At 66.8% G+C, this 19,892-nt stretch carries 18 protein-coding genes; 9 read left to right on the top strand and 9 right to left on the bottom strand.

Annotated elements, in window-relative coordinates:
• Positions 1-44: 44 nt before the first annotated feature.
• Positions 45-440 carry a hypothetical protein gene (locus tag LQV16_RS01455; RefSeq protein ID WP_229992165.1) on the bottom strand — a complete coding sequence of 132 codons (396 nt, stop codon included), beginning with the start codon at positions 438-440 and terminating at the stop codon, positions 45-47.
• 320 nt (positions 441-760) lie between these two features.
• Between LQV16_RS01455 and LQV16_RS01450 the strand changes: the two genes are divergently transcribed.
• Entirely contained in the window at positions 761-1,726 is a 966-nt protein-coding gene (locus LQV16_RS01450) for a cation diffusion facilitator family transporter (RefSeq protein WP_229992164.1), read from the top strand.
• A gap of 7 nt (positions 1,727-1,733) precedes the next feature.
• On the opposite strand, the gene LQV16_RS01445 is transcribed toward LQV16_RS01450, so the two are convergent.
• Both LQV16_RS01445 and LQV16_RS01440 read right to left on the bottom strand, forming a co-directional pair.
• Positions 1,734-3,890 (bottom strand): bifunctional diguanylate cyclase/phosphodiesterase, encoded by a 2,157-nt coding sequence (locus tag LQV16_RS01445; RefSeq protein WP_229992163.1) that lies wholly within the window; start codon positions 3,888-3,890, stop codon positions 1,734-1,736.
• Positions 3,891-4,241: 351 nt separating this feature from the next.
• The gene (locus LQV16_RS01440; protein ID WP_028276793.1) at positions 4,242-4,544 is read right to left on the bottom strand and encodes a DUF4193 domain-containing protein; all 303 of its coding nucleotides are present in this window, start codon (positions 4,542-4,544) and stop codon (positions 4,242-4,244) included.
• A gap of 300 nt (positions 4,545-4,844) precedes the next feature.
• On the opposite strand from LQV16_RS01440, the gene LQV16_RS01435 reads away from it, so the two are divergent.
• Entirely contained in the window at positions 4,845-5,090 is a 246-nt protein-coding gene (locus tag LQV16_RS01435; protein WP_229992162.1) for a hypothetical protein, read from the top strand.
• Positions 5,091-5,187: 97 nt separating this feature from the next.
• Positions 5,188-5,898 (top strand): response regulator transcription factor, encoded by a 711-nt coding sequence (locus LQV16_RS01430; protein ID WP_229992161.1) that lies wholly within the window; start codon positions 5,188-5,190, stop codon positions 5,896-5,898.
• Here the strand turns inward: LQV16_RS01430 and LQV16_RS01425 are convergent.
• The 3 genes from LQV16_RS01425 to LQV16_RS01415 all read right to left on the bottom strand — a co-directional run bounded on the left by LQV16_RS01425 (position 5,846) and on the right by LQV16_RS01415 (position 10,211).
• Positions 5,846-7,330 carry an ATP-binding protein gene (locus LQV16_RS01425; RefSeq protein WP_229992160.1) on the bottom strand — a complete coding sequence of 495 codons (1,485 nt, stop codon included), beginning with the start codon at positions 7,328-7,330 and terminating at the stop codon, positions 5,846-5,848. The two genes, LQV16_RS01430 and LQV16_RS01425, sit on opposite strands and share 53 nt — an antisense overlap.
• A 348-nt stretch (positions 7,331-7,678) precedes the next feature.
• Positions 7,679-9,592 carry an alpha-amylase family protein gene (locus tag LQV16_RS01420; RefSeq protein WP_229992159.1) on the bottom strand — a complete coding sequence of 638 codons (1,914 nt, stop codon included), beginning with the start codon at positions 9,590-9,592 and terminating at the stop codon, positions 7,679-7,681.
• A 115-nt stretch (positions 9,593-9,707) separates the two neighbouring features.
• Positions 9,708-10,211: an HtaA domain-containing protein gene (locus tag LQV16_RS01415; protein WP_229992158.1), complete on the bottom strand. Its 504-nt coding sequence runs from the start codon at positions 10,209-10,211 to the stop codon at positions 9,708-9,710.
• A gap of 184 nt (positions 10,212-10,395) precedes the next feature.
• Here LQV16_RS01415 and LQV16_RS01410 point away from each other — a divergent pair, with 184 nt between their 5' ends.
• From LQV16_RS01410 to LQV16_RS01400, 3 genes are all read left to right on the top strand, one after another.
• On the top strand, positions 10,396-11,379 hold the full coding sequence (locus tag LQV16_RS01410) for a trypsin-like peptidase domain-containing protein (RefSeq protein ID WP_229992157.1): 984 nt from the start codon (positions 10,396-10,398) through the stop codon (positions 11,377-11,379).
• 356 nt (positions 11,380-11,735) lie between these two features.
• Positions 11,736-12,674: a BTAD domain-containing putative transcriptional regulator gene (locus tag LQV16_RS01405; protein ID WP_229992156.1), complete on the top strand. Its 939-nt coding sequence runs from the start codon at positions 11,736-11,738 to the stop codon at positions 12,672-12,674.
• A 185-nt stretch (positions 12,675-12,859) separates the two neighbouring features.
• Positions 12,860-13,123: a hypothetical protein gene (locus tag LQV16_RS01400; protein WP_229992155.1), complete on the top strand. Its 264-nt coding sequence runs from the start codon at positions 12,860-12,862 to the stop codon at positions 13,121-13,123.
• Positions 13,124-13,210: 87 nt separating this feature from the next.
• On the opposite strand, the gene LQV16_RS01395 is transcribed toward LQV16_RS01400, so the two are convergent.
• From LQV16_RS01395 to LQV16_RS01385, 3 genes are all read right to left on the bottom strand, one after another.
• Positions 13,211-13,831, bottom strand: a complete 621-nt coding sequence (locus tag LQV16_RS01395) for an L-threonylcarbamoyladenylate synthase (protein WP_229992154.1) — start codon at positions 13,829-13,831, stop codon at positions 13,211-13,213.
• Positions 13,832-14,863: 1,032 nt separating this feature from the next.
• Entirely contained in the window at positions 14,864-15,181 is a 318-nt protein-coding gene (locus tag LQV16_RS01390; RefSeq protein WP_229992153.1) for a PAAR domain-containing protein, read from the bottom strand.
• A gap of 7 nt (positions 15,182-15,188) precedes the next feature.
• Positions 15,189-16,004, bottom strand: coding sequence for a hypothetical protein (locus LQV16_RS01385; protein ID WP_229992152.1), 816 nt, complete (start codon positions 16,002-16,004; stop codon positions 15,189-15,191).
• A gap of 249 nt (positions 16,005-16,253) precedes the next feature.
• On the opposite strand from LQV16_RS01385, the gene LQV16_RS01380 reads away from it, so the two are divergent.
• From LQV16_RS01380 to LQV16_RS01370, 3 genes are all read left to right on the top strand, one after another.
• A complete protein-coding gene (locus tag LQV16_RS01380) occupies positions 16,254-16,877 on the top strand; it encodes a response regulator transcription factor (RefSeq protein ID WP_229992151.1) in 624 nt (207 codons plus the stop codon).
• Positions 16,878-17,055: 178 nt separating this feature from the next.
• Entirely contained in the window at positions 17,056-17,709 is a 654-nt protein-coding gene (locus LQV16_RS01375) for a DUF4255 domain-containing protein (RefSeq protein WP_229992150.1), read from the top strand.
• 19 nt (positions 17,710-17,728) lie between these two features.
• The gene (locus tag LQV16_RS01370) at positions 17,729-19,816 is read left to right on the top strand and encodes an ATP-binding protein (RefSeq protein ID WP_229992149.1); all 2,088 of its coding nucleotides are present in this window, start codon (positions 17,729-17,731) and stop codon (positions 19,814-19,816) included.
• Positions 19,817-19,892 lie beyond the last annotated feature (76 nt).

Here is a 19,892-nt window from a genome sequence, read left to right as displayed (position 1 = left end):
AACCACCCCGCCCACATGCTAGCAAGTCTGCTGTACCGGCTTGCTTACTGCGGGGACGTGGTGCGCCGCCCGGCCCGGGCGAAGCCGACGGCGGCCAGAACGGCTCCGGCGCCTTCGGCGACGGCGCTGAGGGACTTCTCGAAAAACCAGATGGGCTCGTACATGGCCGGAAATGGCCCGAACGCGGGGATATTCACGTAGCGGTACGCCACCACTGCGGCAAAGGCACTGAACGCAACGACGAACGCGACGGCGTAGGCGGCCCTGCTGCCGCGCAGCAATACGTACAACCCGGACAGCACAGCCGCGGCCGATTCCAGCAGGAAAAGATTGCCTTGGCCGATACCCGCGGGGTTCCCCGCCTGGTAGCCCGGGGCCAGATGGATGTGGACGGCGGCGTCAATGAACAAGGCGGCGGCCGTGAGGACGCGCAACGTCATGCCGGATCCATAGACTCGCACTGACTGTTCGGGGCTTTGGGCGCTCATTGACGATCAACACCCCGTGCATGCCCGGATGGAACGTGCAGGTGTACGGGTAGGTTCCGGGCTTCGTCGGCGCGGTGAAGTCGGCGGTGACAGCGTCCGGCGAGCATTCATAGCGCACCACTCCGAGCAGCTTGTGGAAAAAGAGCGGATGAACGTACTAGTTTCATTGTGCTCCTACTAGGCAGGAATGGGACCAGATCACCGTGAACGCCGGGCGCGGGAGATAGCGTAGTCACTGGCATGCATTCCACAGCCACGGGAGGGAAGATTGCGTGAAGCTTGACAGCAAGAAGTCCTGGACCGCATCGCTGACAGTGCTCATCGCCTTTGCAGCGAACGTTCTGGTCGCGGTGGCCAAAACCGTGGCCGCGCTCATCTCCGGCTCGGCGTCCATGGCTGCAGAGGCTGCCCACTCCTGGGCCGACACCGGCAACCAGGTCTTCCTGCTGATCGCCGAACGGAAGGCCGCGAGGAAACGGGACAAGGCCCACCCAATGGGGTACGGGCGCGAGGCCTACGTGTGGTCCATGATCGCCGCCTTTGGCCTGTTTACGGCCGGGGCGGTGGTGTCGGTGATGCACGGCATCCAGCAGTTGCTCACCCCGGAGCCGGCAGGAGACTATGCGATCGCCTACGTGGTGCTGACGGTCGCGTTCGTCCTTGAGGGCGTGTCCTTCATCCAGGCGTTCCGGCAGACCCGGAAGGCGGCGCGCGAGCTGGACCGGAACACCCTCGAACAGGTCCTTAAGAGCTCCGATCCCACGCTGCGCGCGGTCTTTGCCGAGGACGGGGCTGCGCTGATCGGCCTCCTCATCGCCTTCGCCGGGATTTTCCTGCACCAGGTCACGGGATCTTCAGTGCCGGACGCCGTGGGGTCCATTCTCGTGGGTATCCTGCTGGCCGGCGTCGCCGTCGTACTGATCGAGCGGAACCGGCGCTTCCTGGTGGGTCAGGCAGTGACCAGCGATATCGAGGGCAGCATGGCCCGCCGACTCCTGGAGCACCCCGAAATCGAGCGCATCACCTATCTGCATCTCGAGTACGTCGGCCCGCGCAAGCTTTACGTCGTGGCGGCAGTGGACATACTGGGGGACCTCCGCGAACACGACGTGGCCGTGGCCTTGCGCCGCGTTGAACGCGAACTTGAGGACCACGAAACCGTCGAGGAGGCCGTCCTGACACTCGCCACCGCGGACGAGCCCTCGCTGGACTTCCCTGCCCTTGAAGGGCAACGCTAACTCAGGCTCATACGCCGTTCGCCGGCGCGTCCAGGCCGGCCGGTGGCTGCAGAAGAGCCCCCGAGGCCAGCAGCGCCTCGAGAACAGGGGACGGGCTGGGACTGGCAAGGAGGAAGCCCTGCCCCATGTCGCAACCGAGGGAGCGCAGGAGATCCAGCTGCCCGCTGTCCTCGATGCCTTCGGCGATGACGGCCAGGTCCAGTTTCCGGGCCACTTCCAGGATCCCCTCAAGCATCGCTGTGGCCGGGGCGTCCCCAGGCAACCCGGACAGGAAGGCGCGGTCGATCTTGAGAATGTCCGCAGGTAGCACCGCGAGCGTGCTGAGCGAAGAGAACCCGGTCCCGAAGTCGTCGATTGCGATTCGTACGCCGAAGCTCTTCAGCCGGTTAAGGGCGGCGACTCCGCCATCGGCGCTCGTGGCCAGGGCGGATTCGGTGACCTCGAGGATCACTTTGTCGGCCTGCGAAGCGGGGTGGGCCAGGATGCGCTCAAGGGCTGCCAGGTTCCGGTCGCTGGACAACTGAAGCGTGGAGAGATTGACCGAGACCCAGAGGTCCCCGGCCGTGCCAGGGGAGCGGCGCCAGCCGGCGACGTGACGGCTTGCGGTGTCCAGCACCCAGCAGCCGATGGAACCGATCTCGCCGGTTTCCTCGGCCAGGGGGATGAAGTCGGCCGGTCCCAGCCGGCCCAGGGTCGGGTGTTCCCAGCGGACCAGGGCCTCCACTCCGGCGATCTCACCGGTGCCCAGGTTAACCACGGGCTGGTAGTCGAGGCGCAACTGCCCGGCCTGCACGGCTGTGGCAAGGTCCGCCCGGAGGGCGGCACGGAAGGTCATTTCGTCGTAGCCCCGGGCATCAAAGAGCTGGTAGCGGCCCTTGCCGCCGTGTTTGGCCATGTACATGGCGAAGTCGGCCTGCCGCATCAGCTCGGCTGGATCTGCAGTCCCGGCGCCGCGCTGGGCGGCGCCCATGCTGACGGATACCTTGAGCCGGACCTCATCGATGCTGAAGGTGTCGCGCAGCGCGTCCTGGATACGCCCGGCGACGTCGTCCGTCGCCGTGCCGCAGTCATCCATCACGACGATCGCGAATTCGTCCCCGCCCAGCCGGGCGACGAGGTCATGGGCGCGCACGCAGCCCCGGAGGCGTTGGGCTAGCTGAATAAGCAACGCGTCGCCGCCCTCATGGCCCAGGGAATCATTGACGTCCTTGAAGTCGTCGACGTCGATGATCAACAGGCCTTCGCGGTGGTCGCTGCGCCCGGCGCCAAAGCCTTCCTTGCCTTCCGGGTGAGGAGCCCCGGGGCCAAACACGGCGGCGAGGCGTTCGGCGAGAACCGCCCGGTTGGCCAGCCCCGTGAGGGGGTCGTGCGTGGCGCGGAAGGTCAGTTCCAGGTGACTGTCATGCACCGTGGCGGCCATGGAATTGAAGGCCTCGGCCAACTGGCCGAGTTCGTCGTCGCGGACAACGCTGATCCGGTGGCTGTAGTCGCCGGATTGCAGCTTCACGACCCCACGGTACAGCCCCTCCACCGGGCGCATCAGGTACCTGGTCATCCGTCGGCGGAATAGGAACACGCCGCCCACGGCCAGCGCAAAAAGGGCTATGCGGCCGGTCGACACCATCTGCTGGAGCTCGGCACCGTGAGCGACGCCGTCGTCGAGCGCGTCAAGCGAGGCGCGACGGACGTTAGCCAGCAACGCGCGGGCCCTCGCGCCCGATGCGGCAAACGCCGGCGCCTCCGCCACGCGGTTGCCGTGGAGACTGGCCACCTGGCTTCCCCAGAGACCGTGCGCGGACAGTCCCTCCTGCCACGCGGTCCGGGCCTCGCGGACTGCGTCCCGCATGCCGTACGCCACCGGCAGGATCCCGGCGGCGGCATCGAACTGGGCGGAGACGTCCTTTTGCTGCTGCAAAAAGGCGGATGGATCCACTGCCCCTGCGGACAACAGTTGGAGCCCGGCTTGTTCGTGGGCATCAAGGCCGGCCCGCAGTTCGGCGACGGCCTCCGACTCGTCGCGGTGCTGCGCGGCGGCGTGCTGCATATGGTCCGTGACAACACGGACGCCGACGAGGGTTACCGCGGCCCCGGCGACCAGGGCCACGAGTACCAGCGTGAAGGCCCTGGACCATTCACGCTGCAGGCTCCGCGGGCGGGCGGGCATCCCGATCCGCGTCCGCGGGCCCGTCGGTCCATCTGCCGGCTCAGCCGCCCCAGCGTGGGAACGTCCCGGGGAATTTGCGGGGGCCGACGACGACGCAGCAGCAGGGTCCGCCAACCTGCTGTTGGACTTACGCATACTCAGCCTCCGGCCACGTGCCGGCACTCGCCGCATCGTCAATCAAGGAGCGTAGCCGACCTGGCCCCGGCGGGTCATGTCCGGCTACCTCCTGACACTATTGTGAAGCATGTGACAGCAGTGTAGTCGGCGGACGGCCGACACTGTAGCGCAGCGTGCCGGAACTTCACCTGCCAGGTTCGAATTCTCCTGCCTGGCTGGGCCTCCTGCCGGGGGCTAGCTGAGGCAGTCGGCGCAGTACGCGTGGCCGGCCTTCTCCTTGGCCAGTTGGGACCGGTGCCGCACCAGGAAACAGGAATAGCAGGTGAACTCATCCTCTTTTTGCGGAATGACCGTGACGGTCAGTTCCTCGCCGGAAAGATCTGCTCCCGGAAGCTCCACGCCTTCGGAGGTATCGGCCTCGTCGAGTTCGCGGACAACGCTGCGGGCGTCAGGCGCATTCGCCGAACGGAGCGCCTCCAGGGAAGCGTTGCGGGATTCCGCGACGTCGGAGCGTACTTCGTCATAATCGGTTGCCACCTGGTGGTACTCATTTCAGTTGCTGGGGGTGTGATTCAGTGTCTCTCCGGAGATCCGGATCTCCGGATCTCCGGGATTGAACGGTACAGCATGACGCCGTGTAAATGCTGGGGACCGGGGGAGTCGTGGCAGTGACTCTCGCGACACCCGGAGGCGCCCGCCCGCGGCGCTGCCCTGCACGCTTCGTTCGCCACTGGTCACCGGGGCGTCACGTGCTGTTAATTTGCGTGCCCTAGCCTGATTCTTTAGGGACCATCCACCTTGGGCACCATCCGCACCATTCGTCGGGAGGGATTCACCATGGCCGATATCGCTGCAGTGCTGGGACGGCTCACGCAGGACGAACTCAATGAACTGCGGTCCCTGGGCCCCAGTGGGCACCTGACCCGGCGCCTCACCGACGCGATCGACCGCGCCGCCGGCGGTCCCGGGGCCGGGCGCGGCTACTACGTCCCCAACGGGAGTGTCAGTTCCACCGGAGGACCCCATGTGATCCTGCGCAGCGATGTCTCGGGCTGGCTGTTCGGGCCGGCCCCGCAGGCCTAACCGGACGGCAATTAGCACCACCCTCTCACTAGACGCACCGGATTCCTTCCAGCCCGGCCCATCAAGGGCCATACTGGCTCAAAGGGAGGGGGCCGGATTGCGGATTCTGATGGTCGAGGATGAGCATGCCCTGGCGGAAACAGTGCGCCGCGGACTGAAGAATGAGGGGTTCGTGGTCGACGTCGCCCACGACGGCGTGCGGGGACTCTCTGCGGCGCTGGAGAACGCGTACGATGCCATCCTTCTGGACCTCATGCTGCCGCGGATGAACGGCTATGACGTCTTGAAGGAATTGCGGCAACGCAAAGTCTGGACCCCGGTTCTGATGCTCACGGCCAAAGACGGCGAATACGACCAGACCGATGCCTTCGACCTGGGCGCTGATGACTACCTCACCAAGCCGTTCAGCTTCTTGGTCCTGGTGGCCCGGATCAGGGCGCTGATCCGGCGCGGAGCACCAGCCCGGCCCGTCATCATGACTCTTGGCACCTTGTCGCTGGACCCCGTCAGCCACAGTGTGCGCCGCGGCGATACCCTCATCAGCCTCACGGCCAGGGAGTACGGGCTCCTGCACTACCTGATGCGACGGCACGACCAGATCGTCTCAAAGGCGGAGATCCTGCAAAACGTCTGGGATCCGGCTTTCGAGGGCGCGAACAACGTTGTGGAGGTCTACATCGGCTACCTTCGGCGCAAGATCGATGTCCCGTTCGGAATCCACACCCTGACCACCGTGCGCGGCATGGGCTACCTGCTCAGCGCCGACCCGATCCCTGGACCCCGTGCCGCCGGGATTCGCGAGGAATGACGTCCACCGGCTCCGCAGTCTGCGTAGGTTCCGGAAGGGGAAAGGCCATCTCAAACCTGCAGTAACCTGCTGGTCCGTCCGTCGGCCGGATGCTCCCATGATGGGCTGCCACAATTCCCGCTGCGATGGCCAGGCCAAGTCCGCTGCCACCGCCCTCCCGGGAGCGGCTGCCGTCGAGCCGGACAAATCGTTCGAAGATCCGCTCCCGGTCCGCCTCCGGAATGGGGTCGCCGTCGTTGTCGACCGTGATGACGACCCGGTCCCCGGCGGTGTGCAGGTTCACGGCAACCCGGGACAGGGCATGGCGGTCGGCGTTGTCCAGGACGTTCCGGAGGACCTGCGCCAGCCGGTGGGCGTCGCCGCGGATCCGTGCCGGAACGAGCTCCACTGTGATCTGGTTCCGGCTGGTGGACCGCAGCCGGCGGATCTCCTGGTCCAGTACGTCGTCAAGATCGACGTCCTTCTGCTCCACCTTCGGGCCGCCATCATTGGCTTTGGCCAGCGTCAGCAGGTCCTCCACGAGGAAGCTCATGCGGGACGTCTCCTCGGCGAGGACATCCTTCATCTGCAGCCACATCGCCCCGGTCGGGTCCGCAGCGGCGATCTCGATTCCGGCCCTCAGCGTGGCCAGCGGGCTGCGCAGCTCGTGGCTGGCGTCCGAGACGAACCTGCGCTGTTCACTGTCCGAGGCCTGCAGCCGGTCCAGCATCGTGTTCATGGTCAGCGCCAAGGCCTGGATTTCGTCGTTGGTGGGCGGCACATCAACGCGCCCATCCAGCCGCTCGGCGTTGATCCGGGCCACCTGGCCACGGATCCGCTCCACCTGGCGGAGGGAACGCCCCACCAGGAGCCACACGGACGCTGCCACGGTGACCAGAAGCAGCGGCGTGGCTCCCAGCATGAACCACGCGACCGTGGAAAGGGTGTCGGCCTGTATCTGTGAGGCCTGGGCCACCACCACCGTATAGCTCAGCGTGCCGGTCCGTGCTCCCACGGTGACGATGTGGTAATCGTCGGTGTCCCCGATGCTCGGCAGGCTCGAGACGTCTTGCGTCATGGTCTGGCCCGGGCCGGGCCGCTGGGCTGAGAGCGGGGCGTTGGCGACCTCGGGATCCGAGCTGGCCAATACGTACCCGGCGGTATCCAACACCTGGACGAACTGGCCGGCATGCGCTGTATCAACGATGTAGGCGCGGGCATCCGCGACGTCCATATCCTCCATTTCGGCGACCACGTCCAGCGCCTTCTGCTGGGCTGCGGCGTCGCTCGATCGCGCCAGGGATGCCTGCAGCAGGATAAGGAGGACCACACCGCCGAGCAGCAGTGCCACGGCAACGACCCCGACGGCGACCGCCGTCGACTGCTTCCGCACGCCCCAACGGATCTCGCCCCTGCCGGAACGGCTGGATGAGGCTCGTTTGCCCACTGCCATGCTCCAAGAATGCGTCAATACGCGGATCCGGACAACCATCACGGCGGCATTGCCGTGGTCTCCCGCCCGGGCCCACACCCCCGGCGGCGGCCGGAGCGGTCCGCGGGCGCGCACGGTCCCCCCGGAATAGGATGCTCTCAGTCCATTCTCAGCCGGATGCGGGACAGTGGAAATAGGCCGAAGAAGGTCGGCCGCCGGCCATCACGGGGCCGTTCGTCCATAGATTCCGGCCGCACGCTCTCCTCAACCAGTGTGCGGCCGGACACGACATTCCTTCGCTACGCCGCAACTTTTGACCACCACGGCTAGGTCCCGGCCCGTCAGGCCGATGAGCCGCGGACCAGGACCTCACGGCCGGGGCGTTACCCGGAGCCAGAGGAACTGCTGGGCCTGCAGGACAAGCCCCGCGTCGAGGCGCAGCCGGGCGCCGGTCAGGATGTCCACGGCGCCGGCCGCGAAGCCGGAAAACGTCACAGCCGCTACCTGCTGCGGGCTGTCGGTGAAGTTGGCCAGCGCGAGGACCAGCGCTCCATCTCCCGGACGCTGGTACCCCAGGACACCCGGGTTGTTCGTGGCGAACCCGACCAGCAGGGTGCCGGCCAGTTCCGGCGTCACGGACCGTACGGAAATCATCCGGCGCAGCCCGGCGTAGACCGCCCCGGCGGGGGTTTCCTGGTCCGCACGCTGCGCGTAGTCGTCGGCCGGGTAGTGCGGCCGGTGCACCCAGCGGCTGTCCGTTCCGTGGCCTTCCTCGACGGCGTACTGGTAGTCGTTGGACTGTCCCACTTCGTCACCGAGATACAGCAGCGGAATGCCCCCGGTGCTGAAAGCCACCGAATGGGCCAGCAGGATCCGGTTCACCGCCGCAGCTGTTCCACTCTCCAACCCGCACAGCGACGCCGTGGTGCCAGAAATCCGGCAATCGCCGGTGCGGGGGTTGTCCTGAAAGGGCACGCCGCGGGCGAAGCTTCCCGGGAAACGGTTCACGTAGAAGGAATTGAGGAACCGCCGGTGCTCGAAGGCATTGATGCCCAGCTCGGCGGCGTCCTCATCCGCAAACGTCCAACCGATGTCGTCGTGGCTGCGGACGTAGTTGACCCAGGACGTGCCGTCCGGGATATTGTGACGACGCTCCAAGGCCTGGTTGAGGAGCGAAACGTCGCGGGTGGCCAACGCCTCCCAGATCAGGGCCATCTGCAGGGGATTGTAGGAGAGCTGGCACTCGGCGGGGTCGATGTACCGGGCCACCTCATCGGGGTGGACGATCGCCTCGGATTTGAACAGCAGCGACGGCGCGGCCAGCCGGCACACGGCATTGAACGCCTGCAGCAGCGTGTGGGCTTCGGGCAGATTCTCACAGGGCGTGCCGAGCTGCTTCCAAATGAAGGCCACGGCGTCCATCCGGAGAATGTCCACGCCCTGGTTGGCCAGGAACAACATTTCGCCGGCCATGGCCCGGAAGACGTCCGGGTTGGAGTAGTTGAGGTCCCATTGGAACGTGTGGAAGGTGGTCCAGACCCACCGTCCGTCCGGCAAATCGACAAAAGAACCAGGGTGGTCGTCCGGAAAGATTTCGCGCACAGTTTGCTCGAACGCGTCCGGCATCGACCGGTCCGGGAAGATCCAGTAGTAGTCGCTGTACGACGGGTCGCCCGCGGCCGCCTTCCGGGCCCACTCGTGTTCGTCGGAGGTGTGGTTGAAGATGAAATCGACGACGAGGCTGATGCCGTTCGCCCGCAGCTCGGCGGCAAGCTCACGCAGCTGGGCCATGGTGCCGAGCTTAGGATTGACGTCGCGGTAACTGGAGACGGCGTAGCCGCCGTCGGAGTGCGGTTCGGGGGCCAGGAACAACGGCATCAAGTGCAGATAGGTGAGGCCCAGTTCCTTGAAATAGGGGATCCGGGCGCGGACACCCGCCAGGTCCTCGGCGTACCGGTCGACATAGCAGACGCCGCCGAGCATGGTGTTGGCCTGGAACCAGCCGGTGTTGTGTTCCCGTTCGGCGTCGAGGCTCTTGAGCTCCGCCGGCCTCTCGGCCCACGACCGGGCGGACTGCATTACGAGTTCCGTGAGCTGATCCAACCAATCGTGCCGTGCGCCGTAGAGATCGTGGAACAACCGGAACAGGGCCGGGAAATGGCGGTCGAAGCGCTCTTCGAAGACCGCCCGGTCCGGCCCGTCCCACCCGATTCCTGTGCCCGGCGCCAACGCCTGGAGCACATGCCGGCGGGCCTCTTGATCGATCAGGGCGGGTTCAACCATGGAGGTCTCCTTTGACGAACTTCGGCCCCCGACGGCGCCGCGACAGTTGACATCCTTGCAGACGGACGGACCGGTGCCCAGTGCAGGAGCCACGTATCCCCGGGCGTCGTCCGGCTTACGCAGGCACCCGGATGACGAGTGGGTCCATCGCCTGGCCGTCGGCGTACTGGCCGTCGAACAGTTCCGAACCGGCCTGGGATACGGCCACCTCGACGCGTTCCCAGACCAGGAACCCTTCCATGTTGCGGGGCGCGGCCGTACGCAGGGTGCCGACATCCAAGCGGTCCGTCCCGCCGCCGTCGCCCGTGCTGATGGACAGGACCCCGTGCCCGGTCGTGAACTCGACCCACGGATCCAGCAGCCGGACGAACATCATTCCGTGGTGTCCGGCAACGCGGACATCGCCGCGGAAGCGCAGCACGCCCGTGCCGCTGGCGGGGTCGTACTCGGAGCCGGCGGGGGCGAAACAGAACTCCCCGGACGCGGTCACCGTGGCGCCGTCGGCCGCGGAGACGGCACCGTCAGGCAGTCCCGAGATGTAATCCATGAAGCTGCGCTTGATGCCCCAGGTAAGGCCCGGCGGGGGCAGCGGAGCGGGGGAAGCGGACGCTGGTGTCACGTAGGTTCTCCTGGGCTGTCGGGCGGATCTACGTCCGAGCCTAGCCGTGGATCCGCGCCGGGCTGAACTGTTGCTCCGCAGCCGCTTCATCCGGCGTATTTCTCTGACGGCGTAGGCACTCCAGGACTACTGCCGGGGCGGCGGTGGTTGACTTGGATGAGTACCGGTTTGCAGGAGGTGCACAGTGGCCGCGTCCATCAGCAGGGTATCCGGATCCGAGGTGTCCGAAGACCCCCTGGATTCCTATTCCGCAACGGTCATCCGCGTGGCCGAGGCTGTCACACAGCACGTCGCAGCGCTCGAAATGACCGGCAACGGGCGCAACGGCAGGCTCAGGGTCGGTGCGGGTTCGGCCGTGCTGTTCACCTCGGACGGGTATCTGCTCACGAATGCCCACGTGGTGGGCGGCGCCCAGTCCGGCCATGCCGTCTTCGCCGACGGCACCAGCACGGCTGTTGACGTGGTGGGCGCCGACCCGCTCTCCGATCTTGCCGTGGTCCATGGCAGGGCGCCCACGGCGGCGCCGGCGGAAATGGGCGACGCCGAATCCCTTCGGGTCGGCCAGCTGGTTATCGCCGTGGGCAATCCGCTCGGGCTCGCAGGCTCCGTCACCGCCGGCGTGGTAAGCGGGCTTGGCCGTTCCATCCCCGTCTGGTCCGGGCGGAGCCGGCGCGTGATCGAGGACGTCATCCAGACCGACGCGGCCCTCAACCCCGGCAGTTCAGGCGGGGCGCTGGCGGACGCCCGCGGCCGGATCGTCGGCATCAATACCGCCGTGGCCGGAGTCGGGCTCGGCCTGGCGGTTCCAATCAACGCCACGTCCCGGCGGATCATTGCTTCGCTGCTCAAGGACGGCCGTGTCCGCCGGGCGTACCTGGGTCTGGTTAACACGCCGATCCAGCTGCAGCCAAGCGCCGTCGTCCGGACAGGCCGCAGGGAGGGCCTGCTTGTGGTCGAAGTCCTGCCGGGGTCGCCGGCCGAGCGCGCCGGGCTCCGGGCCGGCGACATCCTCCTGAAGGTCGGACAGATGTACGTGTCCAACGCCGAGAGCCTGCAGAAACTGCTGTTCGCCGAAGCGATCGGGGAGCCCTTGGAACTTGCCGTGCTCCGTGACGGCTCGGACCTCAGGCTGGTGGCGGTGCCCGCGGAGATGACCGACAACCAGTAGGGAAAATCCCGCCCAGAGAGGGCGATTTTACCCGCTGAAATAGTCCCGCCGAGGCCGAATTCCTGCCCTGCTTAACTACTTGGGTCCAAATTGCGGCCGCCCGCGGAATTACTTGTTTGGCGCCGCAAATACCTGCCCGCCGCTCCACGTCCTTACTCAACGGTACTGACGCCTGTACCCGTCTTTCTTTGGGCGAAAGATCGGGTAGCGGCATGCCTTGTTGCGCCCGGCCGGGCGTGTCACGGTGTCATTGGAAAGCCGGAGGGAACAGTGTCTCAGTACGGCCTGGTTTCGATGTTGATCCGGCTCTTCGCAGACGATTGAGTTCGTTTTACCTGGGGAAATCGGAGAACATCGTGGATAGCCCAACGGAAATTACACCCTCCATTTCGGTCCGCCTATTCGGATCATTCGAAGTGCGCCGGGACGGCGTGGCGTTGACGGCCGCCGACATGGGGGGATGCAAACCCCGGCACATACTGGAAATTCTTCTGCTGAACCTTGGCACGCCCGTGTCCAAGACCCGCCTGATCGATCTTCTCTGGGGCGCCGGCGCGAGTGATGGCTCCGTGGCGACGCTCGAGAGCTATATCAGCGGTATCCGGCGTGCCATACAGCCAGGCCAGACCAAGACCGGTCCGCTCCGCACGGCCAACAGCGGTTACGTCCTGGACCCCACCCTCGTGGATCTGGATTTGTTCCGGTTCCGTGGACTGGTCCGCGACGCCGGTGAGCTGGCTCCGGATGAGGCGTACCCTTTGATGCTCGAGGCCCTGGAGATTTCCGCCGAGCCACTGCTCGGGTTCGAGCTCGCCTCTGACTGGGCGGAAGAGGCTCGCGCACGCCATGCAGCCGAGAAAGTGGCGCTGCAGATCCTCGCGGCCGAAACGGCGGCCCTGCTGGACAAACCGGACGAGGCCGTCAACCTGGTTCAGGCTGCCATTCGGGCGGAACCCTTGAACGAGCGGGCCTGGACGGTTCTGGTGACAGCCTATGAACAGGCCGGCCTGCCGGCGGAAGGCCTGGCGGCGTATGACCGTTGCCGCAGGCTCTTTGACCGCGATCTTGGCTGCACCCCGGGCCCGGCCCTGCAGGAGGCTCATCTGCGGCTCCTGCGCCAGCGTGCGGAAAGTAATTCCGAACTCTCCGAGGTATTGGCGGCGCTGCTCTACCTGGGTGAGCGGTTGAACGCGCCCAAGAGCCGGCAGCTTCCGGCGGCGGAGTCGCGGCGCATGCATGAGAATGCCGGACGGGTGCTTGATTCCTTCCTCCAGCGCGTCCGGGCCGCGGTCTGACGCCCCGCATCCCCGTCCCCGGCGGGCCGGCAGCGCCAATTTGAAGGGCACAAAAGGCTGCCACCGCCGGGACGAGGAGTTAGCTTGGTCACGTGGCCGGGATTCTCGGGAAATTCCGTCGTGCCGGGCCCCATACTTGGAATGACCCTGGCGGGCAGTCCCACCGCCGGGTGTGAGGAGGGCCCATGGAAACCTTGAAGAAAGTCGTCACGAACGAGTACTTCCCCGCAGCTGCAGTGCTGTCCGGGGTCATCCTGTTCTGGATCCTGGGCCTCTTCGGCGGACTGTCGCTCCTGAGCACCCGCCAGGCCCCGGTGACCACCCTGACCTGGATGATGTTCGTCTATGCCGCAGCGGTGCTCTCGCCCCTGGCCGGGCTCGTCGCCGCCATCGACCTCGTCCGTCGGTGGCTGCGGAACCGGCAGACGAGCGCGGCGGAATCCGCCTAGCTCGCCACGATTAGCCGGCACCGCACCCAGCCCGCAGCGGACCCGGCCCGCAATGTACGCTGTGCCGTCGCCGCCGGGCGTCTTCCGCTACTCGAAGCGGGAAGGATCGCCCATGCCGCGCCGGACGACTTCCGCGACGCCGCTGGAGAAATCGATCACCGTGGTTGGCTCAGCACCGCAGTCGCCGGAATCGATCACGGCATCCACTACGTGGTCCAGGCGCTCCTTGATCTCCCACCCCTGCGTAAGAGGCTCTTCCTCGTCCGGTAGCAGCAGCGTGCTGGACAGCAGGGGTTCGCCGAGCTCGGCGAGAAGTGCCTGGACCACGTGGTTGTCCGGGATGCGCACGCCGACTGTCTTCTTCTTCGGGTGCAGCAGCCGCTTGGGGACCTCCCGGGTGGCGGGCAGGATGAAGGTGTAGCTGCCGGGGGTGACGGCCTTGATCCTGCGGAAGACATCGTTGTCGATCTGGACGAACTGGCCCAACTGCGCGAAGTCCTTGCAGACGAGCGTGAAGTGGTGTTTGTTATCGAGTTGGCGGATGCTCCTGATTCGGTCCAGCGCCTCCTTGCTTCCCAGCTGCGCGCCGAGGGCATAGCAGGAATCTGTGGGGTAAACGATCAGGCCGCCTGAGCGCACGATCTCTACCGCCTGGAGGATGGAACGCGCTTGGGGGTTCTCGGGGTGCACATCGAAGTATCTCGCCATGGCACGAGCTTACGCCCGACGGCGGACCAGTCACCTACTGTGCGGCCCGACCAGGCAGCGGCTCAAGCCGTCCGCGGTCTCAAACATTACGGCCGTCAAGTCTGCCCGAAAGTGTGCCCCGCCGAGGCGTGCTTCAGTCGGGTGCGAACCGCAAGCTGGATGCGTAGTGGGCCAGACCCCTTTCGCGCAGGGATTTCAGCAGGCGAACCGTCTACGAGCGGAGCGGGACACAATATGGGTACTCGTCGTGGATGCGCTGCTTGCATCGGGTTGCTCATCCTGCTCCAATTTGGCGTTGCGGGCTGTGGCCCGCCCACAGGGCCGCTTGATCCCTTTGCTCAGCAGACCGCTCAGTCCTCCGGTTCCGCCACTGCGCCCAGTCCGCCGCCGACTGGGTCCAGTGAGTCGCCTAGTCCGCCGCCGACTGGGTCCAGTGAGTCGCCTAGTCCGCCGCCGACTGGGTCCAGTGAGTCGTCCACTCCGACACCGACAGAGTCCACTCAGACGCCCACTCCGACCCCCACTGAGACTACGCAGTCCCCGACACCAGCCTGCACGTCCCCAACGGCGGTACCAGGCACGCCGCCGCCGCCATGCGTGACGTGTTCGTCGGCAGCGCCGAATGGAACACCGGCAACCTGTGTGACGTGTCCGCCGCCGGGGCCCGACGGGTCTCCTGCGCCGTGCGTGACCTGTCCGGCGGCCTTACCCGACGGACCCCCTGGATCTTGTGTGACGTGTCCGGCGGCCGAGCCCAACGGAACGCAGGCACCATGTGTGACGTGCCCAACCTTGGAACCTGACGGGAGTCCCTCGGGGTGTGTGACGTGTGCACCAGTGGAATCTGGCGGGAGTCCGGCTTCCTGTGTAACGGCCGCAGGACTCGAGCCGAAGGAATGCGCCGTGCCTCAGACGACGCCGACACTCGGAGCGGGGCCGGCAGAGACTCAAGGGGTGACCCCGTCTCCGACTGCTTCGCCATGTTCTTCCTAGTCCGGTTCTCCGCCGGGCTGGGTCCGTCAGCGGCCGTGCTCATCCGCCGATGATGACGGTGGGGCACCCCGGACCCGGAGCAATGGGTGTCCCGTGCAGGCTCAGGTCGCCCACACGAGCGGCGGGAAAGCCGCCGATCATCACGGTCAGGCTGCCGCTGGCGATGCCGTTCGGTGCAGGGGAAACGCAGACGATGCCACCGGGAATGGAATTGGCGACTGCGGCCGGCATCCCCCCGATGAGAACGGTCACCACGGCCGCGGCCGGGGTGACGGGTCCGCCGGCATGCGGTTTGGGGCCGTCGAACAAAGGGCAGAGCGCGGTGTCTCCTGCGCGGAGAGCTGGCCCAGTAGGCATAGGGCGCCTACAGCCGAACCGGCGCAGCGGATGTCTGGCTGGCCGATGCTACGGGGTCGTTCACCCCGGCAGCCCGGGTTACCCCGGGAGGATCGCGGAGCACAAACGACAGGGCCACCAGGATCAAGACGAAAAGCATAAGGATGAGCACGGCTTTGACGATCCACCGCGGCAGGACAGGCTCCTGCAAGTGGGTTCCATCCAGCACAACAGGGGGGCCGTCCGCCGGTTTGGCAGCCACCGTGAAAGAGTGCACGGCAGGCATCCCGCGCCAGATCGTTCTTCGCGCGCGCACTCGAACACGGGGGAATTCGACAGTTCCGGCAGCAATGGTCAGAGTCGGCTCACGCATGGAAATATGTAGCAAATCGCCTGGATCGGAACCGGTGAGGGTGACGGTGATGGGCACATTTCCATAGTTGTCTACGGCGACCCGGTGCCGGGCGCCGAAACACCCCCGGGACTGCCGGGGCAGCAGTTCAGCCGCCGTCTCGTGGAACGGAAGAAGCTGGAAAATGCCCTCAGGAGAAACCGCGTCCTCCGGATGCTCGGTCGGCAGCACCTGCACCGCGTAGGGGAATTCCCCGGCCGGGACTTCGGAGGACCGCGGCGGCCGGAACTCCACGGAGGCGGTGGCGTCTTGGCCCGGGTAGAGGGACACGATTCCGGGCACCACTTCCGTCCAGGAGCCGCTCGGCCCCACAACTTGGAGCCTGTACTCCTCGACGATTTCGCCGTCGTTGCGGATGTGAAGCGGAACAGTCGCCCTGGCACCGGGCTCAAGGCTGACCAGCGGCGAATCCAGTGTTGCAGTGGTGCTCATGGCTCCTCCTTGCGGACCTACTCTGCGTCCAACGGCGAAAGGTCCTCATCCGTACTCTGAGGTTATGGGGGACGCGCGGGGGCACAGCACCACCGTCGGCCGGACTTGCGGGCATTGCTGCTGCCCGTTGAGCCTGTGTTGACTGCACGAAGAGCACCGCCCGCTATGGTCGATCTAGCGGGATGGAACAGGCAAGTACGGCAGACCGTGCCCCACCCAGTCAGCCCCGCATTCTCGATGGGAGGATTCATGGAACCAATAACTGTCCGGGTCCACGCGCGTGACCCGATCTCCGAGGCGGGCGTGGCCAGCGAGCTGCGGGCGCGCCCCGAAGTGCGGGTGGTCAGGGCGAACGACGCTGAGCCGGCGCAGGTGGTCGTCGTCGTAACGGACTCGGTGGACGACGACGCACTGACGCTGCTCCGCATTGTGCAGCGGCGCGGTTTGTCCCGCGCCGTCCTCGTGGCGGGCCACCTCGACGACGGCGACCTCGTCAAGGCAGTTGAAACCGGGGTGGTTGGCCTGGTCCGTCGCAGCGAAGCGACACCGGACCGCCTGGTGGCAGTGATCACGGCCGCCGCTGCCGGTGAAGGCAGCGTACCTCCGGATCTGCTCGGCCGTCTCCTGGACCAGGTCGGCAAACTGCAGCGGCACGTCCTGGGGCCGCGCGGAATCATGTTTACCGGCTTGGCACCCAGAGAAGTAGAAGTATTGCGGCTGCTGGCGGATGGGCTGGACACGTCCGAGATCGCAAACCAGCTGTCCTACTCGGAGCGGACGGTGAAGAACGTCGTTCATGACGTTACGACGCGTCTCCAGCTTCGCAACCGGTCCCATGCCGTCGCATATGCACTGCGGGAGGGCTTGATTTAGGCCCTGCCCCTAGCACCCGGATCTGTTGCCCGTAGGTGTGCCCGGACCCGGGTCCCGGACGGTGGTGTAGGCGGCCACGGTGGACTGTACGGTGCCGTGATGCCTGCCACGGGCTCCATAGGCAGGGAGACCGCTGCAACGTACGGGCTGGGCCGGAGCTCATTGGGAGGGATACACCGTGATTGCGCAGATTGACGATGCCTTGCGCACGTTGGTAAGGAACGAGGCCTTGGGCGGCTCTGAGGTGGACGTGGTGTTCGACGCGCCTACCAAGGACTGGGCCGCCCGGCGCAACGCTCCCACCGTCAACCTGTACCTCTATGACATCCGTGAGGACGTCCGGCGCAGGGAACGCGGCCTGTCCGAGCAGAGAGGAGATGACGGATACGTCCGGACGCGCCGGCCCGCTCCCCGCTATTTCAAGCTGTCCTACTTGGTCACGGCGTGGACACAGCGCCCGGAAGACGAGCACCGCCTGCTTGACCAGTTGCTGCGCTGCTTCCTCAAGTACGACGCGCTCCCCGACGATCTCGTGGTCGGCCCGCTCGCGGAGACCGGGTTGGTGGTGCCCGTAACGGTAGGGCTTCCCCCGCCCGAGGACCGTGCGTTCGCCGATGTGTGGTCCGCCCTGGGGGGAGAGCTCAAGCCGTCCCTCGACATCGTGGTCATCGCCCCGGTGGACACCGGCATTGTCTACCAGGCAGGGCCGCCGGCATCCCAGGGGACTCAGCTGGATATGGCCGACCTGACAGGTGGCGCCGCCGACGTGGGCCGCCGCCAGCACACCCCTCCGCCTGCCGCGATCCGCGGCCCCCGCCGGACGGCCGGGTGATTGATCGGTGACGGCAAAGATGACAGCGAATCCCAGTCTCGCCCACGTGCTCGGCCGCGTCGGAGTGGTGGAGGAACGCATCCGCCTGCTCGTGGCGGCCCGCCGCGCCGAAGACCCGCAGCCGGATGACCCTTTCCGCGGGCTCTATCTCAGCGATGAGGCCGTGGACCGCCTGCTCGGGGAAGTTCCCCGGTCCGTGGACGGGGACGGACCCGAAGAGGGACCAGGCCGTGTCTCATCCCGGCAGCTGCACTGCGAACAACTAGCGGACGAGGCCCAGCAAGCAGGGCACCGGCTGCGGCTCCGGGAGCTCGGCGCCACCTTCGGCCTCTTGCCCCTGGACATCGATTTGCTTCTTGTCGCGCTCGCCGCCGATCTGGATCCGCGCTTCGAGCAGCTATTCGGCTACCTGAACGACGACGTCACCCGCCGCCGCCCCTCCGTGGCCGTCGCTCTGGCGCTCTGCGGCACACCCCTGTCCGCAGCCGACGGCAGGGCCCGGCTGCTTTCCGGCCCGCTCATTAGGGGCGGGCTGCTTGTCGTCGAGGACGCCGAGCGCCCGCTGCCCGGACGGGCACTGCGGGTGCCGGACCGCGTCGTCGGGCATCTGCTGGGTGATGACACCGCCGAACCGGCTCTCGAGGCTGTGCTGACCGAACGTCCGGCCGTGAGCTGGGGTGATGCTTCGCCGCTTTCCCGGGCACTGGGAGCCGGGGTCCTCCTCGCCTATCTTCGGGAGCCTGCCACTGGTTCCGGCCGCGTGCTGGCAGCCGAGGCGCTGCGGTCCAGGGGATGCGACGGCGTGTATGTGGACTTGGTGCGGCTGGCTGCCGAACGGGATCCGCTCCAGCTGGTGGAACTCGCCGTACGGGAAGCGAGGCTCCGGGGCACCGGACTGGTGGCAGGGCCCCTTGCTGCCGTGGCGGACCGACCCGCCGTGTTGGAGGCCCTGCATGCCGAACCGCAGCCTGTGCTGCTCACCGGGGACGGCGCGTGGGACCCGGCGTGGACCAGGCATCCGCCGCTGCTGGTGGAGGTCCCGGTCAGCACGTCGGCCGAGAGATCGGATCTGTGGCGGGCCGCGCTAGGCCCGCTCGATGGGGTGGACGTGGCGGCAGCCACCTCGGCGTTCCGCTTGCGCCCGGAGCAGGTTGCCCGGGCCGCCGGATCCGCTCAGGTGCAGGCCACCCTGACCGCCAACGGCCGCATCACCGCTTCACATCTCAGTGCCGGGGCACGCGCCGAAAACGGATCGGCCCTTGACCGGCTGGCCCGCCGGGTGGAGCCGGTGGTGGGCTGGGATGACCTGGTCCTTCCCGATGCCGTGCTGCTGGCCCTCAAGGAGGTGGCGCTGCGGGCCAAGCACCGGGAAAAGGTCCTCGGTGACTGGGCCATGCGGCCGGGAGCCGGACGCGGGCACGGAGTGGCTGCCCTGTTTGCCGGAGATTCCGGGACCGGGAAGACGATGTCCGCCGAAGTGGTCGCCCGGGCGCTGGGACTGGACTTGTATGTCGTGGACCTGGCCACCGTCGTCGACAAATACGTGGGGGAGACGGAGAAGAACCTCGAGCGGATCTTCACGGCTGCGGCGGGCGTCAATGGGGTGCTGCTCTTCGACGAGGCTGATGCCGTCTTCGGGCGTCGATCCGAGGTCAAGGACGCCCATGACCGCTACGCAAATATCGAAAGCGCCTACCTGCTGCAGCGGATGGAGACGTTCGACGGCCTGGCCATCCTGGCAACGAACCTGCGGGCGAACATCGACGAGGCGTTCACCCGCCGGCTCGACGTCGTCGTGGACTTCCCGCTGCCTGATGCGGCGCACCGCAGCGTGCTCTGGGACCGGTGCCTCGGACGGACGATCGGCCGGGCAGCGGACATTGACCTCGTCTTCCTGGGGCAGGCCTTCGAACTGGCCGGCGGGGCGATCCGGTCCGCGGCCGTCACCGGCGCGTACCTGGCAGCCGACGACGGCGGGACGGTGACCATGGCGCATCTGGTCACCGCCGTGCAACGCGAATACCGCAAGCTGGGGCGGCTAACGCTGGAGAGCGAGTTCGGCCCGTATTGGGGGCTGCTTTCCACTGCGAAGAGATCCGGCGCCTAAGGTCGCACCGCTGCCCTTTCGGGCAGGAGCGCCTGCCCTTTCCGGCGCCGTGGCGGCGCTTGCGGGCCGTCCTTGC

The organism is Arthrobacter sp. Bi26, assembly GCF_918697925.1.
Classification (GTDB): domain Bacteria; phylum Actinomycetota; class Actinomycetes; order Actinomycetales; family Micrococcaceae; genus Arthrobacter.
Note: the sequence above shows the minus strand (reverse complement) of the source record. Positions and strands in the feature narration are given on the sequence as shown.